The organism is Pseudomonas plecoglossicida NBRC 103162 = DSM 15088, assembly GCF_000730665.1.
In the GTDB taxonomy this organism is placed as follows: domain Bacteria; phylum Pseudomonadota; class Gammaproteobacteria; order Pseudomonadales; family Pseudomonadaceae; genus Aquipseudomonas; species Aquipseudomonas plecoglossicida.
In genome coordinates, this window is sequence record NZ_BBIV01000018.1 from 48,640 (window position 1) to 67,047 (window position 18,408).

The 18,408-nt window shown below is 64.4% G+C and carries 15 protein-coding genes; 8 read left to right on the forward strand and 7 right to left on the reverse strand.

All coding sequences use genetic code 11. The annotated features are described in order from the left end of the window. Position 1: 1 nt before the first annotated feature. From PPL01S_RS12700 to PPL01S_RS12715, 4 genes are all read left to right on the forward strand, one after another. Positions 2-364, forward strand: coding sequence for a hypothetical protein (locus PPL01S_RS12700; protein WP_016392057.1), 363 nt, complete (start codon positions 2-4; stop codon positions 362-364). Positions 365-597: 233 nt separating this feature from the next. Then, complete coding sequence (locus tag PPL01S_RS12705; protein WP_033743426.1) at positions 598-1,935, forward strand: MFS transporter; 1,338 nt, start codon at positions 598-600, stop codon at positions 1,933-1,935. A 126-nt stretch (positions 1,936-2,061) separates the two neighbouring features. Continuing rightward, entirely contained in the window at positions 2,062-2,511 is a 450-nt protein-coding gene (gene aroQ / locus PPL01S_RS12710; RefSeq protein WP_016392059.1) for a type II 3-dehydroquinate dehydratase, read from the forward strand. Then, on the forward strand, positions 2,508-3,356 hold the full coding sequence (locus PPL01S_RS12715; RefSeq protein WP_016392060.1) for a shikimate dehydrogenase: 849 nt from the start codon (positions 2,508-2,510) through the stop codon (positions 3,354-3,356). Before aroQ ends, PPL01S_RS12715 begins: the two co-directional genes overlap by 4 nt. Before the next feature lie 115 nt (positions 3,357-3,471). On the opposite strand, the gene PPL01S_RS12720 is transcribed toward PPL01S_RS12715, so the two are convergent. After that, on the reverse strand, positions 3,472-4,005 hold the full coding sequence (locus PPL01S_RS12720) for a thioredoxin family protein (protein ID WP_042156011.1): 534 nt from the start codon (positions 4,003-4,005) through the stop codon (positions 3,472-3,474). Next, a complete protein-coding gene (locus PPL01S_RS12725) occupies positions 3,995-4,270 on the reverse strand; it encodes a DUF2790 domain-containing protein (protein ID WP_016392062.1) in 276 nt (91 codons plus the stop codon). The genes PPL01S_RS12720 and PPL01S_RS12725 overlap by 11 nt, the downstream gene beginning before the upstream one ends. Before the next feature lie 217 nt (positions 4,271-4,487). On the opposite strand from PPL01S_RS12725, the gene PPL01S_RS12730 reads away from it, so the two are divergent. The 3 genes from PPL01S_RS12730 to PPL01S_RS12740 all read left to right on the forward strand — a co-directional run bounded on the left by PPL01S_RS12730 (position 4,488) and on the right by PPL01S_RS12740 (position 7,172). Continuing rightward, positions 4,488-5,228, forward strand: a complete 741-nt coding sequence (locus tag PPL01S_RS12730; protein ID WP_008092733.1) for a response regulator — start codon at positions 4,488-4,490, stop codon at positions 5,226-5,228. Beyond that, entirely contained in the window at positions 5,225-6,508 is a 1,284-nt protein-coding gene (locus PPL01S_RS12735; RefSeq protein ID WP_028625581.1) for a sensor histidine kinase, read from the forward strand. Before PPL01S_RS12730 ends, PPL01S_RS12735 begins: the two co-directional genes overlap by 4 nt. A gap of 172 nt (positions 6,509-6,680) precedes the next feature. After that, a complete protein-coding gene (locus PPL01S_RS12740; protein ID WP_016392064.1) occupies positions 6,681-7,172 on the forward strand; it encodes an HvfX family Cu-binding RiPP maturation protein in 492 nt (163 codons plus the stop codon). Between the two features lie 12 nt (positions 7,173-7,184). Here the strand turns inward: PPL01S_RS12740 and PPL01S_RS12745 are convergent, their stop codons facing one another. From PPL01S_RS12745 to PPL01S_RS12755, 3 genes are all read right to left on the reverse strand, one after another. Further along, positions 7,185-7,736, reverse strand: coding sequence for a DUF4174 domain-containing protein (locus tag PPL01S_RS12745; RefSeq protein ID WP_016392065.1), 552 nt, complete (start codon positions 7,734-7,736; stop codon positions 7,185-7,187). Positions 7,737-7,923: 187 nt separating this feature from the next. After that, a complete protein-coding gene (locus PPL01S_RS12750; protein WP_028625582.1) occupies positions 7,924-12,363 on the reverse strand; it encodes an NEL-type E3 ubiquitin ligase domain-containing protein in 4,440 nt (1,479 codons plus the stop codon). Positions 12,364-12,439: 76 nt separating this feature from the next. Then, positions 12,440-14,800 carry a DNA polymerase II gene (locus tag PPL01S_RS12755; RefSeq protein ID WP_016392067.1) on the reverse strand — a complete coding sequence of 787 codons (2,361 nt, stop codon included), beginning with the start codon at positions 14,798-14,800 and terminating at the stop codon, positions 12,440-12,442. A 427-nt stretch (positions 14,801-15,227) separates the two neighbouring features. Between PPL01S_RS12755 and pdxR the strand changes: the two genes are divergently transcribed. Then, on the forward strand, positions 15,228-16,661 hold the full coding sequence (gene pdxR, locus PPL01S_RS12760) for a MocR-like pyridoxine biosynthesis transcription factor PdxR (RefSeq protein WP_016392068.1): 1,434 nt from the start codon (positions 15,228-15,230) through the stop codon (positions 16,659-16,661). Here the strand turns inward: pdxR and PPL01S_RS12765 are convergent. Next, on the reverse strand, positions 16,654-17,850 hold the full coding sequence (locus PPL01S_RS12765) for a CynX/NimT family MFS transporter (protein WP_028625583.1): 1,197 nt from the start codon (positions 17,848-17,850) through the stop codon (positions 16,654-16,656). The genes pdxR and PPL01S_RS12765 overlap by 8 nt on opposite strands. Next, entirely contained in the window at positions 17,847-18,305 is a 459-nt protein-coding gene (locus PPL01S_RS12770) for a nucleoside deaminase (RefSeq protein WP_016392070.1), read from the reverse strand. The genes PPL01S_RS12765 and PPL01S_RS12770 overlap by 4 nt, the downstream gene beginning before the upstream one ends. Positions 18,306-18,408: the final 103 nt, after the last annotated feature.

Below are 18,408 nucleotides of genomic sequence, written 5' to 3' on the forward strand. Positions count from 1 at the left end.
CGTGCTCGAAGTGCGTGCGCCGATGGTGGTGGTGCTGCCCGCGGCACCACGCAGCGTCACTGCACAACAGCAGTACTTCTGGGAACACCTGCTGCGTGACCAACCGGTGACCAGCATCGGCAGGGCCGCGGTGCACTATCAGGGCAACGCCCAGGGCAAGGTCGAAGGCTGCCTGGTCCAGCTTTTCCCGCACCCGTTGCGTCAAGACGCGTTCCGCCTCGATGGCAATTTGCAGGCGCAGCTGAACAGCCGCTGCATGGCACTCGACCTGAGCAAGATGCCGGGCTTCGCCTACGATGAGCAGGGCGTGGCAAGCGGCTACAGCGAAGTGGATTACGCACCGTGGCGGGTTGGCCGGCCGTAAACCTGATCGGGCCCAATCGCCGGCAAGCCGGCTCCCACACTGAAATCAGTGGCTTCCCTGTGGGAGCCGGCTTGCCGGTGATTGGGCCAGCAAGGCCAGGAAAGATACCCCAAGGTCGCCTACGAAGAAGCGCACCCCCGCGCAGCCCGGTCTACTGCCTGTAATACAACGATGACGCGGCCACGACCGCGTCACATCCATTCAGGCTGCCTATGGAACCGGAGCACCTGCGCATGTCCGTATCTCATGACGTATCCCCCGCCACGCTACGCCGCGTCATTGCCGCCTCGGCCATCGGCAACTTCGTCGAATGGTTCGATTTCGCGGTCTATGGCTTTCTCGCCACGCTCCTCGCCAGCCAGTTCTTCGCCAGCGGCGATGCCAGCGTGGCACTGCTCAAGACCTTCGCTGTGTTCGCCGTGGCGTTTGCCCTGCGGCCACTGGGCGGCATCGTGTTCGGTGCGTTGGGCGACCGGCTCGGGCGCAAGCGCATCCTGTCCCTGACCATCCTGCTGATGGCTGGCTCGACCACGCTGATCGGCCTGCTGCCAACCTACGCCAGCATCGGCATCGCCGCGCCGGTGCTGCTGACCCTGGCGCGCTGCCTGCAGGGCTTTTCTGCCGGTGGCGAGTATGCCGGTGCGTGCGCCTACCTGATGGAGCACGCCCCACGCAATCGCCGTGCGTTCTATGGCAGTTTCGTACCCGTCTCGACCTTCTCGGCATTCGCCTGCGCGGCGGTGATCGCCTATGGCCTGGAGGCCAGCCTGACGACCGAAGCGATGAACGCCTGGGGTTGGCGCATCCCGTTCCTGGTGGCCGCGCCGCTGGGGCTGGTGGGTCTGTACCTGCGTTGGCGCATGGAAGAAACCCCGGCCTTCCGCCAGGCCCTTGCCGAAGGAAAGACCCATGAGCATTCGCCCCTCAAGGAAACCCTGCGCAGCCATGGCCGGGCCATCCGCAATCTGGGAGCGTTCATTTCGCTGACTGCGTTGTCGTTCTACATGTTCACCACCTACTTCGCCACCTACCTGCAACTGGTCGGCAACCTGACCCGTGCCCAGTCGCTGCTGGTGACCACCGTGGCCCTGCTGTTCGCTGCAGTCGGTTGCCCGCTGGCCGGGGCGTTCTCGGATCGCGTCGGACGGCGCAAGACCATCGGTTTCACGTGCCTGTGGGTAATGATCTGTGTGTTCCCGGCCTACTGGCTCGCCAGTTCCGGCTCGATGTCGGGCGCACTGCTGGGGGTGATCCTGCTGGCGGTGGGGGCGTTGTGCAGCGGTGTGGTCACCGCCGCCTTGCTCTCGGAGAGCTTCCCGACGCGCACCCGCTACACCGCATCGGCCATCACCTACAACGTGGCCTACACCTTGTTCGGCGGCACCGCCCCGCTGGTGGCGACCTGGCTGATCGACCAGACCGGCAGCAGCCTGGCGCCGGCGTTCTACCTGGTGGTGATTGCGCTGGTGGCATTGGTGGGCGGCTTGGCGCTACCAGAAACATCGCGCATTTCGTTGCACGACGAGCAGCTGCCGGGCGACCTTCCGCGAGAAGCCGGTCGCGCCATCTGAGTTGCAGCGCACTGCGCCACGTTGTCGAAGTCCGATAATCGCCCACTTCCAAGGTGGGCTCAGTTGACGAAACTAACCAGGTGGTACACAAATAAGGAGACCAAAAACAACAAGGCGATGCCCGTCATGAAGCCCCTTATCCTCGTGCTGAACGGCCCCAACCTCAACCTGCTGGGCAGCCGCGAACCGACCCAGTACGGTCACCAAACCCTCTCCGACCTTGCCCAGGGCTGCGCTGACGCGGCCCAGACGCAGGGCCTGCAGATCGAATTCCGCCAGACCAACCATGAAGGCGAACTGATCGACTGGATCCACGCCGCGCGCGGTCGCTGCGCGGGCATTCTGATCAACCCCGGTGCCTGGACCCACACCTCGGTGGCCATCCGCGATGCGCTGGTGGCCAGCGAACTGCCCGTGATCGAAGTGCACCTGTCCAACGTGCACAAGCGCGAGCCCTTCCGTCATCTGTCGTTCGTCTCCTCGATCGCCGTGGGCGTGATCTGTGGCCTCGGCAGCCAGGGCTACCGCATGGCCCTGAGCCACTTCGCCGAACTGTTGCAGGAGCACCCCGCATGACCCGGCCCGCCATCCTTGCCGGTCTGATCGGCCGTGGCATCCAGCTGTCGCGTACCCCTGCCCTGCATGAACACGAGGGCGATGCCCAGGCCCTGCGTTATGTGTACCGCCTGATCGATGCCGACCAGCTCGGCCTCGACGACAGTGCCCTGCCCCAGTTGCTCGAAGCCGCCCAGCGCACCGGGTTCACCGGCTTGAACATCACCTACCCGTTCAAGCAGTCCATCCTGCCCCTGCTCGACGCGCTCTCCGAGGAAGCACGCGGCATCGGTGCAGTGAATACGGTAGTGCTCAAGGACGGCAAGCGGGTCGGCCACAACACCGATTGCCTGGGCTTTGCCGAGGGCTTGCGCCGTGGCCTGCCGCACGTGCCACGGCGCCAGGTGGTACAGCTGGGCGCGGGCGGCGCCGGCTCGGCGGTGGCCCATGCACTGCTCAGTGAAGGTGTCGAACGGCTGGTGCTGTTCGAAGTCGACACAGCGCGTGGCGAAGCGCTGGTGGACAACCTGAACCGGCATTTCGGGGTGGGCCGGGCGGTGCTCGGCAGTGACCTGGCGGCAACGCTGGCCGCCGCGGACGGGCTGGTCAACACCACCCCGGTGGGCATGGCCAAGCTGCCAGGCACGCCGCTGCCGGTGGAGTGGCTGCATGCGCGCCTGTGGGTGGCCGAGATCATCTATTTCCCGCTGCAGACCGAATTGCTGCGGGCGGCGCGGGCGCTGGGGTGCCGCACGCTGGATGGCAGCTACATGGCGGTGTTCCAGGCGGTGAAGGCATTTGAGCTGTTCAGCGGACGTGCCGCAGATGCAGGGCGGATGCAGGCGCATTTTGCCAGTTTCAGTTGAGGCCATGACGGCCTTATCGCCGGCAAGCCGGCTCCCACAGGTACAGCGCCGGGCTTGAGCACTGCGCATATCCTGTGGCAGCTGGCTTGCCAGCGATAGGGCCGGTGCAGGCGGATCACCCTTTCTCATCCAGCAAAGCCTGTATCACCTTCTCCTGCCCGTCATAATCCCCCTCGCCAAAGTGCACATGCCGCACCTGGCCCTGGCGATCGACGAAGTAATGGGCCGGCCAGAACTGGTTGCCCCAGGCATTCCACACCTGATGATCGTTGTCCACCGCCACCGGATAGCCGATGCCGAGGCTGGCGACCTTGCTTTTCAATTGCCCGACATCGTGCTCGTAGTCGTATTCCGGGGTATGCACCCCCACCACCACCAGCCCCTGGTCGGCATAGCGCCGGGCCCAGTCATTGACATGAGGCAGGCTGCGCTGGCAGTTGATGCAGTCCCAGGTCCAGAAATCCACCAGCACCACCTTGCCCTTGAGCACGGGGGCGTCCAGCGGCGGCGAGTTCAGCCACTGGCTGGCACCGGCCAGCGACGGCATGGCGCCATAGCTGTCGCGTGCCAGCAGCTGGCCGGCCAGGCCAAGGCCCACCAGCGCCAAGGCCACGCCCCCGGCCTTCAACAGCCGGCGATCAATTGTCATGGCAACCGCCGGTGGCGTAGGTGCGGTATTCCACACTTTCGTGCTGGCCTTTGGAGTCGAGGTAGTTCAAGCGGGTATTGACCACGCCACAGGCGTTGCTCTGGTCATCCTTCACCGACAACACTTTCTTGATATCCAGGTGATCACCGTAGTGGTACTGCATGGCCCCGTCATTGTTCATCGGCGCGGTGGCCGCCTGGGCGGCGATGGCGGCGAAGCCGAAGACCGCGAGCAGGCTGGCACGGGCGAAGGATTTCACGTTCATGGTATTTCTCCTGGCATCTTTCAGAGGTGGGGAGTGGTGCTCCCCGGTCGAGAGCCATTTCACCGCTGCCAGGTATCCGGTATGTGTCGCTCGCGCCTGTGATGTGCTTCCTCCTGTATCTGTGCCAAGGCCAGATACACTGCAATACAAACCCCGGCAGGCAAGCGCGAATGCGCTCGGTACACTGCGCCCCACTGCCCTTGCACAGGACCCATCCATGGAACATGTCGATCACATCCTGATCGTCGACGACGACCGCGAAATCCGCGAACTGGTCGGCAACTACCTGAAGAAGAACGGCCTGCGCACCAGCATCGTTGCCGATGGCCGGCAGATGCGCGCGTTCCTCGAGGCCAACAGCGTCGACCTGGTGGTACTCGACATCATGATGCCGGGCGACGATGGCCTGCTGCTGTGCCGCGAACTGCGTGCCGGCAAGCATCGCAACACACCGGTGCTGATGCTGACCGCACGCAACGACGAGACCGATCGCATCATCGGCCTGGAAATGGGCGCCGACGACTACCTGACCAAACCCTTCTCCGCCCGCGAGCTGCTGGCCCGTATCAATGCCGTGCTGCGCCGCACGCGGATGCTGCCGCCCAACCTGACCATCAGCGAGAGCAGCCGGCTGCTCGGCTTCGGCCAGTGGCGCCTGGACACCACCGCGCGCCACCTGCTCGACAGCGAAGGCACGCTGGTGGCCTTGAGCGGGGCCGAATATCGCCTGCTGCGGGTATTTCTCGACCACCCGCAGCGGGTACTCAGCCGCGAGCAACTGCTCAACCTGACCCAGGGCCGCGAGGCGGATATCTTCGACCGCTCCATCGACCTGTTGGTCAGCCGCCTGCGCCAGCGCCTGGGCGATGATGCCCGTGAGCCAAGCTGCATCAAGACCGTGCGCAGCGAGGGCTATGTGTTTTCACTGCCCGTGCAATTGCTCGAGTCGCCCTCATGAAATGGCCCCGCACGCTGGCGTCGCGCCTGGCACTGATCTTCTTCACCGGCCTGGTGCTGGCCTATGGGCTGTCGTTCAGCTTGCAGGCCTACGAACGCTACATCAGCAGCCGTTCGATGATGCTCAGCAACCTGGAACAGGATGTTGCCACCTCCGTGGCCATTCTCGATCGTCTGCCGGCGGCTGAACGGGCCGCCTGGCTGCCGCGCCTGGAGCGGCGCACCTACCGCTACCGGCTTGACCAGGGGTTGCCGGGGCAGGCGATGCCCAGCAGCGACCCACCGATGGCCGCCGAGTCGATCGTCAAGGCCATTGGCGACCGCTACCCGCTCACCTTCCAGGTCATTGCAGGTCCGAACGCGCACTTCCAGGCGCACTTGCGCCTCGCCGACGGGGCGCCGCTGACCATCGACGTCACGCCCTCGCCCGTGCCGGTGGCCCGCTGGCTGCCGCTGGTGCTGCTGATCCAGTTGGCCGTGCTGCTGTTCTGTACCTGGTTGGCGGTGCGCCTGGCCATCGGCCCGCTGACGCGCCTGGTGCAGGCACTGGATACCCTCGACCCGGACAAACCCGGGGTCCGCCTGGACGAAAGCGGGCCACGCGAAGTGAAATATGCGGCCGTCGCCTTCAACGCCCTGCAGGCGCGTATCGCCGCCTACCTCAAGGAGCGCATGCAGTTGCTGGCGGCGATTTCCCACGACCTGCAAACCCCGATCACGCGGATGAAACTGCGCGTCGAGGTCATGGACGAAGGGGTCGAGAAAGACAAGCTGTGGCATGACCTGGATGCCGTGGAGCACCTGGTGCGCGAAGGCGTGGCCTACGCTCGCAGCATGGACATCAACACCGAGCCGCCGTGCCGGATCAACCTCGATGCCTTCCTCGACAGCCTGGTGTTCGACTATCAGGACAGCGGCGCCCAGGTGGAACGCAGTGGCAGCACCGGCAGCCTGCTGGAAACCCGACCCCATGCCCTGCGCCGGGTGCTGGTCAACCTGGTGGACAATGCATTGAAGTTCGCCGGCAAGGCTCGGCTGGAGGTCAGCGGCGCGCAGGGCCACACCGTGATCCGCGTGCTGGACGACGGCCCGGGGATTCCCGACGACGAACTGGGCGAAGTGCTCAAGCCCTTCTACCGGGTGGAAAGTTCGCGTAATCGCAGTACCGGAGGCACGGGCCTGGGGCTGGCGATTGCCCAGCAACTGACCCACGCCATGGGCGGACAACTGACCTTGAGCAATCGCCAGGGCGGTGGGCTGTGTGCGCAGATCGAATTGTGATGAAAGGCTGATGATGCTATCGCCGCGGTTCGTCGCCACGACAAGCCGGCGATAGGGCCAGTCGGTACACCCGATCTTTACAGTCGGATACACAACCTCACCCCCTCGACACACTGCAGATACCCACCCCCCGCACACTTCCGGCCACACTTCATCACCGGGAGACACCCTCATGATTACCCTGCCCCGCACCTTCACCGCCTTCGACCGCGTCGGCAGCTGGAGCGCCGACCTGCCGCTACGACTGTTCCTGGCCTGGGAGTTCTTCGAATCGGGCCTTGAGAAATTCAATGGCAGCAACTGGTTCGGCGACCTGCAGTCGAGCTTCCCGTTCCCCTTCAGCGCACTGCCGCCTGAGCTGAACTGGCAGCTGTCGATGTGGGCCGAGCTGGTATTGCCGCTGCTCCTGCTATTGGGCCTGGGCACGCGCCTTGCGGCGGCAGGGCTGATGGTGGTCACCGTGGTGGCCATCGCCGCGGTGCACTGGCCCGCGCACTGGTCCAGCCTCGCGCAACTGGCGCAAGGCTACGCCATCACCGACCGGGGGTTCGGCAACTTCAAGCTACCGCTGATCTACCTGGTGGCACTGCTGCCGCTGCTGCTCAAGGGATCGGGGCGACTGAGCCTGGACCACGTGATCAGGTCACGTGTGCTGGCCCGCTGACCGCCCCATGGGTCAATCTTCCAAGGGTTTGGGAGGTGCCGCCGGTTTGGCGGGCTTGGCGGGTTTTGCATCCTTGACCTTGAGCTCCGGGGCAACTGCCACCGGCTCAGGCGCAGCCACTGCTTTCTCGGTGGCCGGCAGCTCATCGACCGCCTTGAGGATCGCCTGCGGGTCGATCTTCTCGCCCGTATCGTCATCCTTGAGCACGTGCCGCTCGCCATCCTTGCCCACCAGGATCACCTTGGTGCCCTTGCTGGCACCGAGCTTGAGCTCGCGGATCAAGGCCATGGTGGTCTGCTGCTCGAGGTTCTTGTCCTCACGCTTGCCCATCATGTTGGCGACGCTGTACACCACCAGCGAACGTTCCTTGAAGGCGGCCTGGGTGGCCGGGTCCTTGAGGGCCTCATTCAGGCCGCGCAACGTGGGGTCGGCAGTGCTCGGTGCAATGACGACCAACGGCCTGGCCTTGCCCAGTTCCTTGGCCAGTGGCGCATCGCTGTCGGCGGCGTACAAGGGACCGGCGACGACAAACAAGGTGGCGAGGGTCAGTGACCGGACGAGCATGCGTATCTCCTTATTCTCTCGATAAACCAAAGACTACAGATCATGGAGAAAGATCCGACGCATGAGCCTAAACCAGTTGCCTGAGGGTTTGCGCGGTTCAAAAGTAACTTTCGATTACCATGACTGGGCTACGACATCTCCGGAAACATTGCAGCCCAGTTAGAGCATAGTTCAAAGCTGCCAGGGGTCAGCTATCGCCAAGCGTGATAGTGCGTGCCCGGCCCATGGCCTCGCGAGTCAACTGCACCATCACCTCATGTTCCCGCTGCTGATTGTGAATGTGAAGAAGTTCGATTTCATGCTCCAGGTTGCCCAGTTCGATAAGCCGCTCCAGCTCGTCATGGATATCCTGCGGCACTCGAAGACGCGTGACGAAGTTGGCTCTCAGGTAATCCTGCCAGAACGGTTGCCGCGCTAGGAATTGCGCCAGCGCTTCCACCGATTGCGCCGCAACGACCGCTCGATGGGCGCGGCGAATATCACGCGTGCTGAGGTTGGGGATGCCGCCGTAGAGCATGTCATCCTGCGCGATGGGCAGGTCAAGCTTGACGCGCAAGGCGATGCGATAGGCCAAGGCGAACTCGATCGACTCATTGCTCGCCCCTGCCCTCAAGGCATGCTCTGCGGCAAGTTGGTCCAGCACATTCATGCGCCACAGCTGCCCGCCAAGATGCAGGAGCGCACGCTCGGGATGGCGCGCCAACTCACCGTGCAGTGCGCGCCACACCTTTACCCGCAATTCCAGGTCGGAGAAACGAATGGTCGCGTTGTCCTGGCAATCGGTCACGGCAGCATGCTCGAACAGTTCCCGCTTGAGCGCTTCGTCCCTGGTCATGGTCTCGAACATGTCCAGCAGGCGAATGGCGAAGTTCCTGGCAAGCGAGAAGGACTTGAAGTTACCCGATGTAGTCAGCGCCGCAAGGGTAGCGAAAAGATCATCTGCACCTTGTTGCGCCTCCAGTTGCGTCCACAGCGAGGCCATCTTGTCGCGGCTATAGGTCGCCAGCACATCCAGCCAACGCAAACGATAAGGAACCCGGCTTTCGCCTAGCCAGTGCCAGACGTTCATCTGCTCGGAAGGCGTGGCGAACAGGTTGCCGAACAGGCTGACCCTGCCCACGCGCCATAGTTCCGATTGATGGAAGCCCTCGGGCAATTCGTAGAGCGAGTTGTTCCTGAGGTCGAGGGTATGCAGCTCAGGACTTTCCATGACGCCATAGGGGAAGGTGTCCAGCCGTGTGCCGCGCAGGTACAGGGCATTGAGCCTGGGCATGCCGAAGATCGAGAAACTCCTGGCCAGCGGATTGCCGGAGAGATTGAGGTACACCAGTGAACTGCAGCTGGCCAGGACCAATGCCTGCCCTTCGTCCAGTGCGATCTGATTGCCCGACAGGTCGAGCACGTCCAATTGCTGGCAAAGCGGTTGCGGCAACGGCAATTTCCTGAGCTGGCAATTGGTGATCTCCAGGCTGCGCAGGTTGGGGAATGCGCGCAGGAATTGGTCCGGGACCGTTTCCAGGCGCATGGCACGCAAGACAAGAATCGACACATGGGGAAAGCTCACAGCCTGCGGAAGGCTCGGCAGCTGACGAATACGCCTGCGGACATGGCTGAACATATAGCGCCGGCTATCCAGTGGGTCGCCCTGAAGCTCCGGAACCCGCTTGCGCCAGCAATCGATCAAGCCTTTGCGCAGCTCGCGACGGGCAAACAGCTCCAGCGTCGGAAATGCCCCTCGCACCCACTGATTCAGATGGCTGGTCAGCACGCTGTACTCCTGCTCCAGCGCTTCCAGCCGTGCCATCGCATCTGCCCCTTCGAGCCATTGACCGATCTGTTCGTCGCTGAAGGCCGGGTAGAGGTCACGCAACCTGGCCTGCAGGGCCCTGGGGCTGCGACCACCCAAGGTGGCCCAGAACCGGCCGCCGCTCAAGGGGTAGCCGATTCTGCCGTCATCGAATCGTTGAGGAGCAAGGAACGTGTGGTTCGGTCGAGGCAGGCCAAGCCAGCCCATGACCCTCTCGCGCTGTTCGCTGGCATCCGTCGCCAGGCGCTCGCGCAGGGCCACAGCAAAGGGCTCGCCAATGCCCAGGGAGGCACGCTGCGCGGGACTGTACGCCTGGGCCAGCACCTCGAACAGCTCACCCAGTTCGGTCAACGGCTCCTGGTCGGCAATACGCAGGCTGAACAACCCTGATCGGTGGACCAGTTGCACAGGCGCGCCGCTACCCTCTGTCGTCAGCAATGGCTCGCTGGCGTCGCCATCGAACAATCGCCAGCCAGGTTGCGCCGCAGCGCCAGGCAGCCGCGCAATCAGCCGTAGAGCGACCCGCCCAAGGTCGAGGCTTTGCGGCGAGTCGAATGCCAGTGATTCATACACGCGTGCAACGCGGATCCCCGCGACCTGCGCCCTGGCCGCCTGGGCAACGAACAGTGGAACCCTCAATGTCCGCAGCAGGGTTTCTCGGTCATCTGCACTGGCAGTTCGCAGCAGTTCATCAACCGCCGGCCGGTGCAGGCTGGCGAAGTCCCTGCGCAAGATCACGCTTTCCTCGGTGTCGGGAAACTGTTGATCGTAGGCCTGTTGCAGCACTGCCCAGCGCTGTAGCCAGATGGCATCTGCCAGGTCACTGCCGTTTGCCGATGTTGCGAGCACATCCTTGGCACTTTCCAATAACCCCGTATCGGTGACTGCCAAACCGTCGCGCAGTTCGTTGACCAGGCGCTGAATGCGACTTGCCAGCAGCAGGCGGCTGACCGTATCGGCAAGCCCGGCTTCTGCTGGGCGACCGTAGACATGCAAGGCACGCAGGTGTTCGTCGCTCAGGCCATGAATGGCCAGTGCCTGGTCGATCTGCTGGTCATCCAGCTCGCTGTAGGGCCTGCCCAGGCGTCGGAACATCACTGCCCTGTCGTTCCACTCGGCCGGCTGCTCATGCCAGACCCGCCACGCACCGGCTTCGTTATGACGTAGCTGCGGGCCATGCCCCTGGTAGGGCATCAATCCCCATTGTTCATCGATACTGCGCTGGGAAACCTGATACCAGTTGCCTTGCATCTCGACCCAGTGGTTGTCGCCAGCGCTGTAGATGCCTTGCTCGTCCATCACCGCGTCGGCGGGAGGGCCTTCGCCACGGTAGGGCCGCAAGTCGCCATTCCACAGCTTTTCGCTGCCATCCTCCAGCCTTGCCGAAATCCACGTATCCACCTGGCTCCAGGCGCGGCGGGCGACGCCGACGGTAGCGGCAGTCGCGCCGACCAACGCCACGCCTTTGCCAACGTGCAGCAGGTGCTCCAGTGCGGCGTCACGCTCATCGTCACGCCAGTCGGATACCGCCTGAAATGCCTCTTCCAGCAGCTCGTAGACCATCACCAGCGCCAGCAGGGCGCCAATCGCCGGCACGTACAGCCCGGCAATGGCCAGCAGGGTCCAGCCTTCGGCGCGCAGGCGTTTGTCATGCTGCTCCTGCACCTGGCGGTCAAGCTGTGCCACGGGGGGGGCGATCATCGCGGCATCGTCCTTGATCTGGGCGACCCAGGCGCCGGCCAAGTGGTCGAACAACGGCAGCGGATAGCCAGTGGTCTGCTCATCGAGGTCGCGCGTGGCCCAGTCGGCGACGTCATCAAGGCGATCGCTGACTGCTGCAAACAGCTGCTGGGCGTCGCGGCGGCGCACGAAACGGCTGAAAAAGCGCCGATAGCCTTGATCACGCAGGCGCATGCCGAGCACTCGGCGGACATAATCATCCAGGTCGTCACAGGCACTCCACGCGCCTTGCGGGTCCCCGGGGACATACACCAATACGCGCTTGATGCTGTTGTAGATCACGCCCGTATCGATCACTTCCAGCACCACGATGCGCTGCAACGAGCAACCGAACAGCTTGAGTTGCCGGGCTTGTACCGGTGCGCCTTCGAGCCAGCCCGGACGGTTGTCGCGGCACAGGCCAATCACCAGTTGCAGCTCGGCCTCGCTCAGCTCCCCCTGCGCCTTGGCCTGCAAAGCATCGGCCAGCATGCTGTTGCGCTGAAAGTCGGCCTGTAGCGCCTTGACGCTCTGCTGACCGGTTTGCCGAAGCAAGATGGCGTCCAGGTGATCCTGATACTGCTGACCCAGGTCCAGGTCGCGGCAGAGTCCGGCAAAGGCCAGCGCGGACAGTCCCGCCTGGCCGCTCCCGTGAATGTCCACTACTGCATTGCGCAGGGGCTGCACACTGCGCTCATCCTCGGTGAAGTTGTAAAGTGCGGCTTCCAGCAAGGGCAGGTCGTAATAGTCGCTGTCCTGAACGGGCACACGGCCTGCCAGGTAGCTGACGGTGTTGGAGGTGAAGGTGTACCAGCGGCGCATGTACAGTTGATCGATCCTGAAGCTCCCCAGGCGGTCGAGCGCCTGTTGCAACAAAGGCTTGGTGAACTCATCGATGCCGCGTACCTGCGCGAATTCGAGCGTCAGCCTTTGCCGGCAGGCCAAAAGATTGCGCAATGCATCACCCAGTACGTCATGCTCAGACTCGCTGAGCAAGACCATCCAACCGGGCAGACGCCTTGCGATCACGTTGTCCTGATACGCTTGCGCTACGGCAAGGGCATCGATTTCAGCCGACGGCTGCGGGGCGTTGTCTTGCATGGCTACCTCCAGAGTGCGTGTCGGCACGAGGCTAGGCAATGCAGGGCAACGACGGTACTAGCTATCTAGCACCCACTCAGAACAGCAGCAGCTGGCGGTCGGTAAGCCGGGCGAAGTCATCGTTGACGAAGGGCAGGATCGCATCCGCTACCGGCTGCAGTTGACGGCCCAGGTAGTGCTGGTAATCGATTTGCGCATTGAGGTTTTCCAGCGGCTGCGGGCCGGCCGTGGTGATGACGTAGCTGATCCAACCGCCACGCTGGTACTGCAGCGGGCGTCCCAGGCGCTGGTTGAAATCGTCGGCCAGGCGCGCGGCGCGTACATGGGGCGGTACGTTGCGCTGATAATCGGCCAACGGCCTGCGCAGGCGCTTGCGATACACCAGCAACTCGTCCTGCTCGCCTGCCAGGGTGCTCTGCACATACGCACGTACATAGTCGCGGTAGGGCTCGCCCCGAAAGATCCGGCCATAGAGCTCCTGCTGGAATTGGCGGGCCAGTGGCGACCAGTCGGTGCGCACCGACTCAAGGCCTTTGTAGACCATGTCCTGGCTGCCATCGGCACGCTGCACCAGGCCTGCGTAGCGCTTCTTGCTGCCCTCGTCGGTGCCACGGATGGTCGGCATCAGGAAGCGCCGGTAGTGCACTTCGTACTGCAACTCCAGCGCGCTTTGCAGCCCCATGGTGTCGCGCAGGTGCTGACGCCACCACTGATTGACCTCGGCCACCAGCGCACGCCCGATAGTGGCAGCGGCTTCTTCATCATGGGCACCCTTGAGCCAGACGAAGGTGGAGTCGGTATCGCCGTAGATCACATCGAAGCCGCGCGCTTCGATCAAGGCGCGGGTCTGGCGCATGATCTGGTGGCCGCGCATGGTGATGGATGATGCCAGACGTGGGTCGAAGAAGCGGCAGCCGCTGGAACCCAGTACGCCATAGAAGGCGTTCATGATGATCTTCAGCGCCTGCGACAAGGCGGCGTTGCCCTCGCGCTTGGCCGCTTCCCTGCCCTGCCATACGCGCTCGACGATCGCCGGCAGGCAATGCTTGCTGCGCGAGAAGCGCGCGCCGCGAAAGCCTTCGACCGAATGGGCATCATCGGGTTGGCGCAGGCCCTCGACCAGGCCCACCGGGTCGATCAGGAAGGTGCGGATGATCGATGGGTAGAGGCTCTTGTAGTCCAGCACCAGCACCGAGTCGTACAGCCCCGGGCGCGAATCCATGACGAAGCCGCCGGGGCTGGCCTCGTCGGGGCGGCTGCCCAGGTTCGGCGCGACGAAGCCCAGGCGATGCATGTGCGGGATGTACAAATGACAGAACGCAGCCACCGAGCCGCCACTGCGGTCCATCGCCAGCCCGGTGACGGATGAGCGTTCGAGCAGGAACTGCAGCAGGCGGGTATGGGCGAAGATGCGCGTGACCAGTTCGCAGTCCTTGAGGTTGTAGCGTGCCAGCGCCGGCTTGTCCTGGGCGAACATGCGGTTGATCTCGTCCATGCGCTGGTAGGGTGTGTCGATGGCCTTGCCTTCGCCCAGCAAGGTCTGGGCGACGTTCTCCAGGCTGAACGAAGGGAAGCTCCAGGTCGCCGAGCGCAGCGCTTCGATGCCATCGATCAGCAAACGCCCGGGGGCATCGACGAACACGTGGCCGCCGTTGGCGTGGCTGCGCAGGGTCATGGGAGCACCGTTGCGCCCTAGCGCAAGCGGGACCTGCAGTTGCTTGGCGTGCTCGTGCAGCAGGCGCAGGTCGAACTGCACCAGGTTCCAGCCGATGATGGCGTCCGGGTCGTGCAGGGCCAGCCACTGGTTCAGGCAGGCGAGCAGCGAGGCGCGGTCAGCGCAGTAGTGCAGGTCGAAATCGAGGTCGTCGGCGGTGCTGTTGGCCGGGCCCAGCATGTACACCTGGCGTTGGCCGCAGCCTTGCAGGGCGATGCTGTACAACTCGCCGCGTTCGCTGGTTTCGATGTCGAGCGACACCAGGCGCAGGGGTGGGCGGTAATCGCTGGCGGGCTTGAGTTGGGCGTCGCAGATCACGCCGTGGCTGTCGGGTTGGCCGGTGAACTGGACGCCGGCGGTGATGAAGCGTTCCATCAGGTAGCGTTCGGGGGGGCGGATGTCGGCTTCGAAGACGTCGATGCCGGCGCTGCGCAGGCGTTGTTCGAGTTGCATCAGCTGGCGGTGCTGGTGGGTGTAGAGGCCTGCCATGGGGCGTTGGTCGAAGTCGCGCAGGCGCAGGGGTTTGAGCTGTGCGCCGGTTTCGTTGGTCAGCAGCAGGCGTGCGTGTTCGGCCTGCGCCTGGGGCAGGAAGGCCACGGACTCCTGGGGGGCCAGGCGCACGCGCTGGGGGCCCTGGTCGGTGGCCAGCCAGAATTCCACGCATGTGCCTTCTGGCGTGTCATGCCAATGCCGGGTCAGGACAAAGCCCTGCTGCAATTCCACGGTTACCTCGAACTTTCACGTTGCAATAGCGAGGATTCTACAGCCCAGGCCTGCTTTTAGCTTTTGCTCTGGTTCTGGCTTTTGCTTTTGCTTTTGCCTCTGAGCGCGCGACAGTCCAGGCGCCGCCAATTGCGACTTCAGGAGGCCGAGTGGAGGTCTTGCGGAGGGAGGTGACGGGCATGGATGCCCGTCAAGCGCTGGGCCCCAGGATGGGGCCTGCGGCGCGGTCCTCCCGGGAGCAAGACCGGAGCGAGGGAACCCCGGAGCGAAGCGCAGGGGTCGGATGCAGGAGCCAGCCTTTTTTGGTTACTTTTTGGGGCGTCCAGGTTTCTTCGCCATGCTGTTTCCGGGTTGAGGGCTTCTGGGCAGCGGTAGAATTTAGCAAAGATCCGCTATCCTCAGCACACTTCTGCTCGGACTCCCTTACATGGAACTGCACATCCGCCTCGAAGGCCGCAAAGGCCTGGCCGACCAGCTCTACCAGCAGTTGCGCGCCGGCATCGACAGCGGCCACCTCGCCGCCGGCACACAGCTGCCCCCTACCCGCCTGCTGGCCGAACAACTCGGCGTGTCACGCAAGACCGTGGCCGAAGCCTATTCGCGCCTAACCTACGACAACCTGCTCAGCGGCGTGGTCGGCCGCGGCACGTTCATTACCCCACGCCAACCCGTGCAAACCAGCGAAACCCAACCCGTACCCCTCGCGGCAGCCGCCTCGCTGGGCCGCTGGCAACAACGCGCCACGGTACTGGCCAGACGCACCCAGGAAGCACCCTCGCGCTACGACTTCGTCGGCGGCGCCTCGACCAAATCGCAGTTCCCCTTCGACCAGTGGCGCAGCTGCCTCAACTACGCCCTGCGCCGCAGCCAGCGCCACCCCGAACGACAGTTCAGCGCCCAGGGCCTGGCCGAACTGCGCGAGGCCATCGCCCACCACATTGCCTATGCTCGCGGCGTACATTGCAGCGCGTCCGACCTGCTGGTATGCAATGGCGCCCAGCAGGCACTGGACCTGATCGCCCGCGTGCTGATCGAGCCCGGATGCCCGGTGGCCATGGAGGACCCCGGTTACCCACCTGCCCGCCAGCTCTTTTTGGCATTGGGCGCACGCCTGCAATCAGTGCCGGTCGACGAACAAGGCATGTGCGTGGAGCAGATCGCCGACGGTACCCGGCTGATCTACGTGACCCCTTCGCACCAGTTTCCGCTGGGCATGCCCATGAGCACCCCACGCCGACAGGCCCTGTTGGCCAGGGCCGCCGAACTGGGCGCCTTGATCATCGAAGACGACTACGACTGCGAGTTCCGCTACCAGGGTCCGGCTGCGGATGCACTGCAACGCCTGGACCGGCAGGGGCTGGTGGCGTATGTCGGCACCTTCTCGAAAACCCTGCTGCCGGAACTGCGCCTGGGCTATGCCGTGCTACCACCGTCCGTACTCGATGCTGCCTGCGTGGCCAAGCACCTGAGCGACTGGCACAGCCCGACGCTGCTGCAATGGGCACTGGCGCGGTTCATCGGCGAAGGCCACCTGAACAAACACATTCGCCGCTGCCACGACATCTACAGTGCCCGGCGCGAGCGCATCCTCACCCGCCTGGAGGGCGACCTGGCGACCTGGTTCCAGGCGATACCGGCCAGCGCCGGCTTCCACCTCAGTGCGCTGGCGCAGCCTGGCGTGGACGTCGAGTTGCTGGCCAGCCTCGCGCGCAAGGTAGAAGTCGGCCTTTACTCGCTGGCGCCATTCTTCACCGAGACGCCTGTGCGCCCTGGCTTGCTGCTGGGTTTCGGCGCCATCGAACTGCTGGACATCGACACCGCGCTGGACCGCGTGCGCGATACCTTGCAGCGCCTCAGCTGACCATCGGCGCCTGGCTGCCGTTGGCTGGCCGGGCGATGGCGGCGGCGTAGCCACGCGGGGCGAAGCAGGCAGTCACCAGCAGCATGGCCAGTACCGTCACGGTCAACAACGTCCACGAAGCCTGGAAATCGCCACTCACATCACGCAGCCAACCGGTGATGTACGGCACGATACCGGTGATGATGAAGCCGATCCCTTGCACAAACGCTGCGAGGCTACCCGCCTCTGCCGGCGTTTTCAGATGCTCCAAGGTCAAGGTCAGGCTCAGGCTGAAACACGCGCCCAGTCCGAAACCGATCATCGCCACCCAGACGCCCATGGCCCAGCCGGGCGCCAGCAGCAGGCCGAGGAAACCCGCCAGCTGGATCGACAGCGCCAGCCACAGCCCTGGCCGGCGATCCACCAGGCCACGCAGCAACAACGGCAACCCTAGCGCACCGGCAACCTGGAACACCGTCATCAGACCCACCAGGTCGCCGCCGCCTTGCGCGGTGCCGCCATGCTCCAGATGGTAGGCGGGCAACCAGGCAACCATGCTGGTGTAGCCGCCATTGATCAGGCCGAAGTACAGCGCCAGCAGCCAAGCCCGGCGCGTGCCGAACCAATGGCCTCCGGCAGCGCCTGCCAGCCTTGGCGCTGCCTCGCGCGGCCGCAGCACGGCCCAGGCCAGGACGGCCAGCAGCGCCGGGATCGCCCACAGGCCAAGGCCCGCCTGCCAGTGGCCGAAGTGCCCGCTGATATGCGGGCCAAGCACTGCGGCCAACCCGCCGCCACTCATCAGCGCCGCCGAATAAAGGCCCATGGCCGCAGCCAGGCGGCCGGGGAACCAGCGATTGACCAGGCCGGGCATCATGCCCTGCACCACCGCCACACCGAGGCCGGCCAGCACTGCGCTGGCGAGCAGCGCCCAGGCGCTGTCCAGCTGCAAGCGCCACAGGCAGGCCAGGCCAATGGCGGCGAGGCCACCGAGCATGCCACCATGCTCGCTGATCCAGCGCCGCAGCCACGGTTGCAGCAACGGCACCAGGCCCATGCACAGCACAGGCAGCGCCGTCAGCAGCGCGGCTTGCTGATAGCCCAACCCGGTGCTGGCACGCATGGGTTCGAGCAACGGCCCGATGCTGGTCAACATCGGCCGCAGGTTCAGTGCCAGCAACACCACCAGCAACAGGTTCAACGCGCCTCTCATTGCGCGTTCGCCTGCTTCCACTGCTGATAAAGACCAGCTTCACCTGCTGGCTTCAATGGACGCAAGGGCAGGCTCTGCTGCTGCGGCGCGCGCGCCATCTGCGCGTAGACGGCAGCGGTGGACAAACCATAGGGCTCACCTTCGTCGTTGTCATAGGCGAACCAGGCCCGCGCGATGCCGCACAGGTGCATGGCCGCCAGGCACATCGGGCACGGGTGGCCGCTGGCGTAGATCTCGGCGCCGTCCAGGCGTGCCTGGCCCAAGGCCTGGGCGGCCTTGCGAATGGCCTGCAGCTCGGCGTGGGCGGTCGGGTCCTGGGTACTGTGGATCTCGTTGACGGCGCGGGCGATCACTTGCCCCTGATACACCAGCACGGCGCCGAAGGGCCGACCACCGGCCTGGATGTTGGCGCGGGCAAGGTCGAGTGCTTCGCGCATGTAGCGTTCTTCGGACATGAATCGGTTCTCCGGGTGCAAGACCGGGCCATTATCCCGCCTCCTCGCCCAGGGCTGAAATGAAGAGATTGGATGCAGGTCAGTGGCCACCTGAATGGCCACG

Excerpts from the sequence above, each read along its gene's own strand:
- PPL01S_RS12705 (WP_033743426.1), top strand. The coding sequence starts at position 598 with ATGTCCGTATCTCATGACGTATCCCCCGCCACGCTACGCCGCGTCATT.
- aroQ (WP_016392059.1), top strand. The coding sequence starts at position 2,062 with ATGAAGCCCCTTATCCTCGTGCTGAACGGCCCCAACCTCAACCTGCTG.
- PPL01S_RS12715 (WP_016392060.1), top strand. The coding sequence starts at position 2,508 with ATGACCCGGCCCGCCATCCTTGCCGGTCTGATCGGCCGTGGCATCCAG.
- PPL01S_RS12720 (WP_042156011.1), bottom strand. The coding sequence starts at position 4,005 with ATGACAATTGATCGCCGGCTGTTGAAGGCCGGGGGCGTGGCCTTGGCG.
- PPL01S_RS12725 (WP_016392062.1), bottom strand. The coding sequence starts at position 4,270 with ATGAACGTGAAATCCTTCGCCCGTGCCAGCCTGCTCGCGGTCTTCGGC.
- PPL01S_RS12730 (WP_008092733.1), top strand. The coding sequence starts at position 4,488 with ATGGAACATGTCGATCACATCCTGATCGTCGACGACGACCGCGAAATC.
- PPL01S_RS12735 (WP_028625581.1), top strand. The coding sequence starts at position 5,225 with ATGAAATGGCCCCGCACGCTGGCGTCGCGCCTGGCACTGATCTTCTTC.
- PPL01S_RS12740 (WP_016392064.1), top strand. The coding sequence starts at position 6,681 with ATGATTACCCTGCCCCGCACCTTCACCGCCTTCGACCGCGTCGGCAGC.
- PPL01S_RS12745 (WP_016392065.1), bottom strand. The coding sequence starts at position 7,736 with ATGCTCGTCCGGTCACTGACCCTCGCCACCTTGTTTGTCGTCGCCGGT.
- PPL01S_RS12750 (WP_028625582.1), bottom strand. The coding sequence starts at position 12,363 with ATGCAAGACAACGCCCCGCAGCCGTCGGCTGAAATCGATGCCCTTGCC.
- pdxR (WP_016392068.1), top strand. The coding sequence starts at position 15,228 with ATGGAACTGCACATCCGCCTCGAAGGCCGCAAAGGCCTGGCCGACCAG.
- PPL01S_RS12765 (WP_028625583.1), bottom strand. The coding sequence starts at position 17,850 with ATGAGAGGCGCGTTGAACCTGTTGCTGGTGGTGTTGCTGGCACTGAAC.
- PPL01S_RS12770 (WP_016392070.1), bottom strand. The coding sequence starts at position 18,305 with ATGTCCGAAGAACGCTACATGCGCGAAGCACTCGACCTTGCCCGCGCC.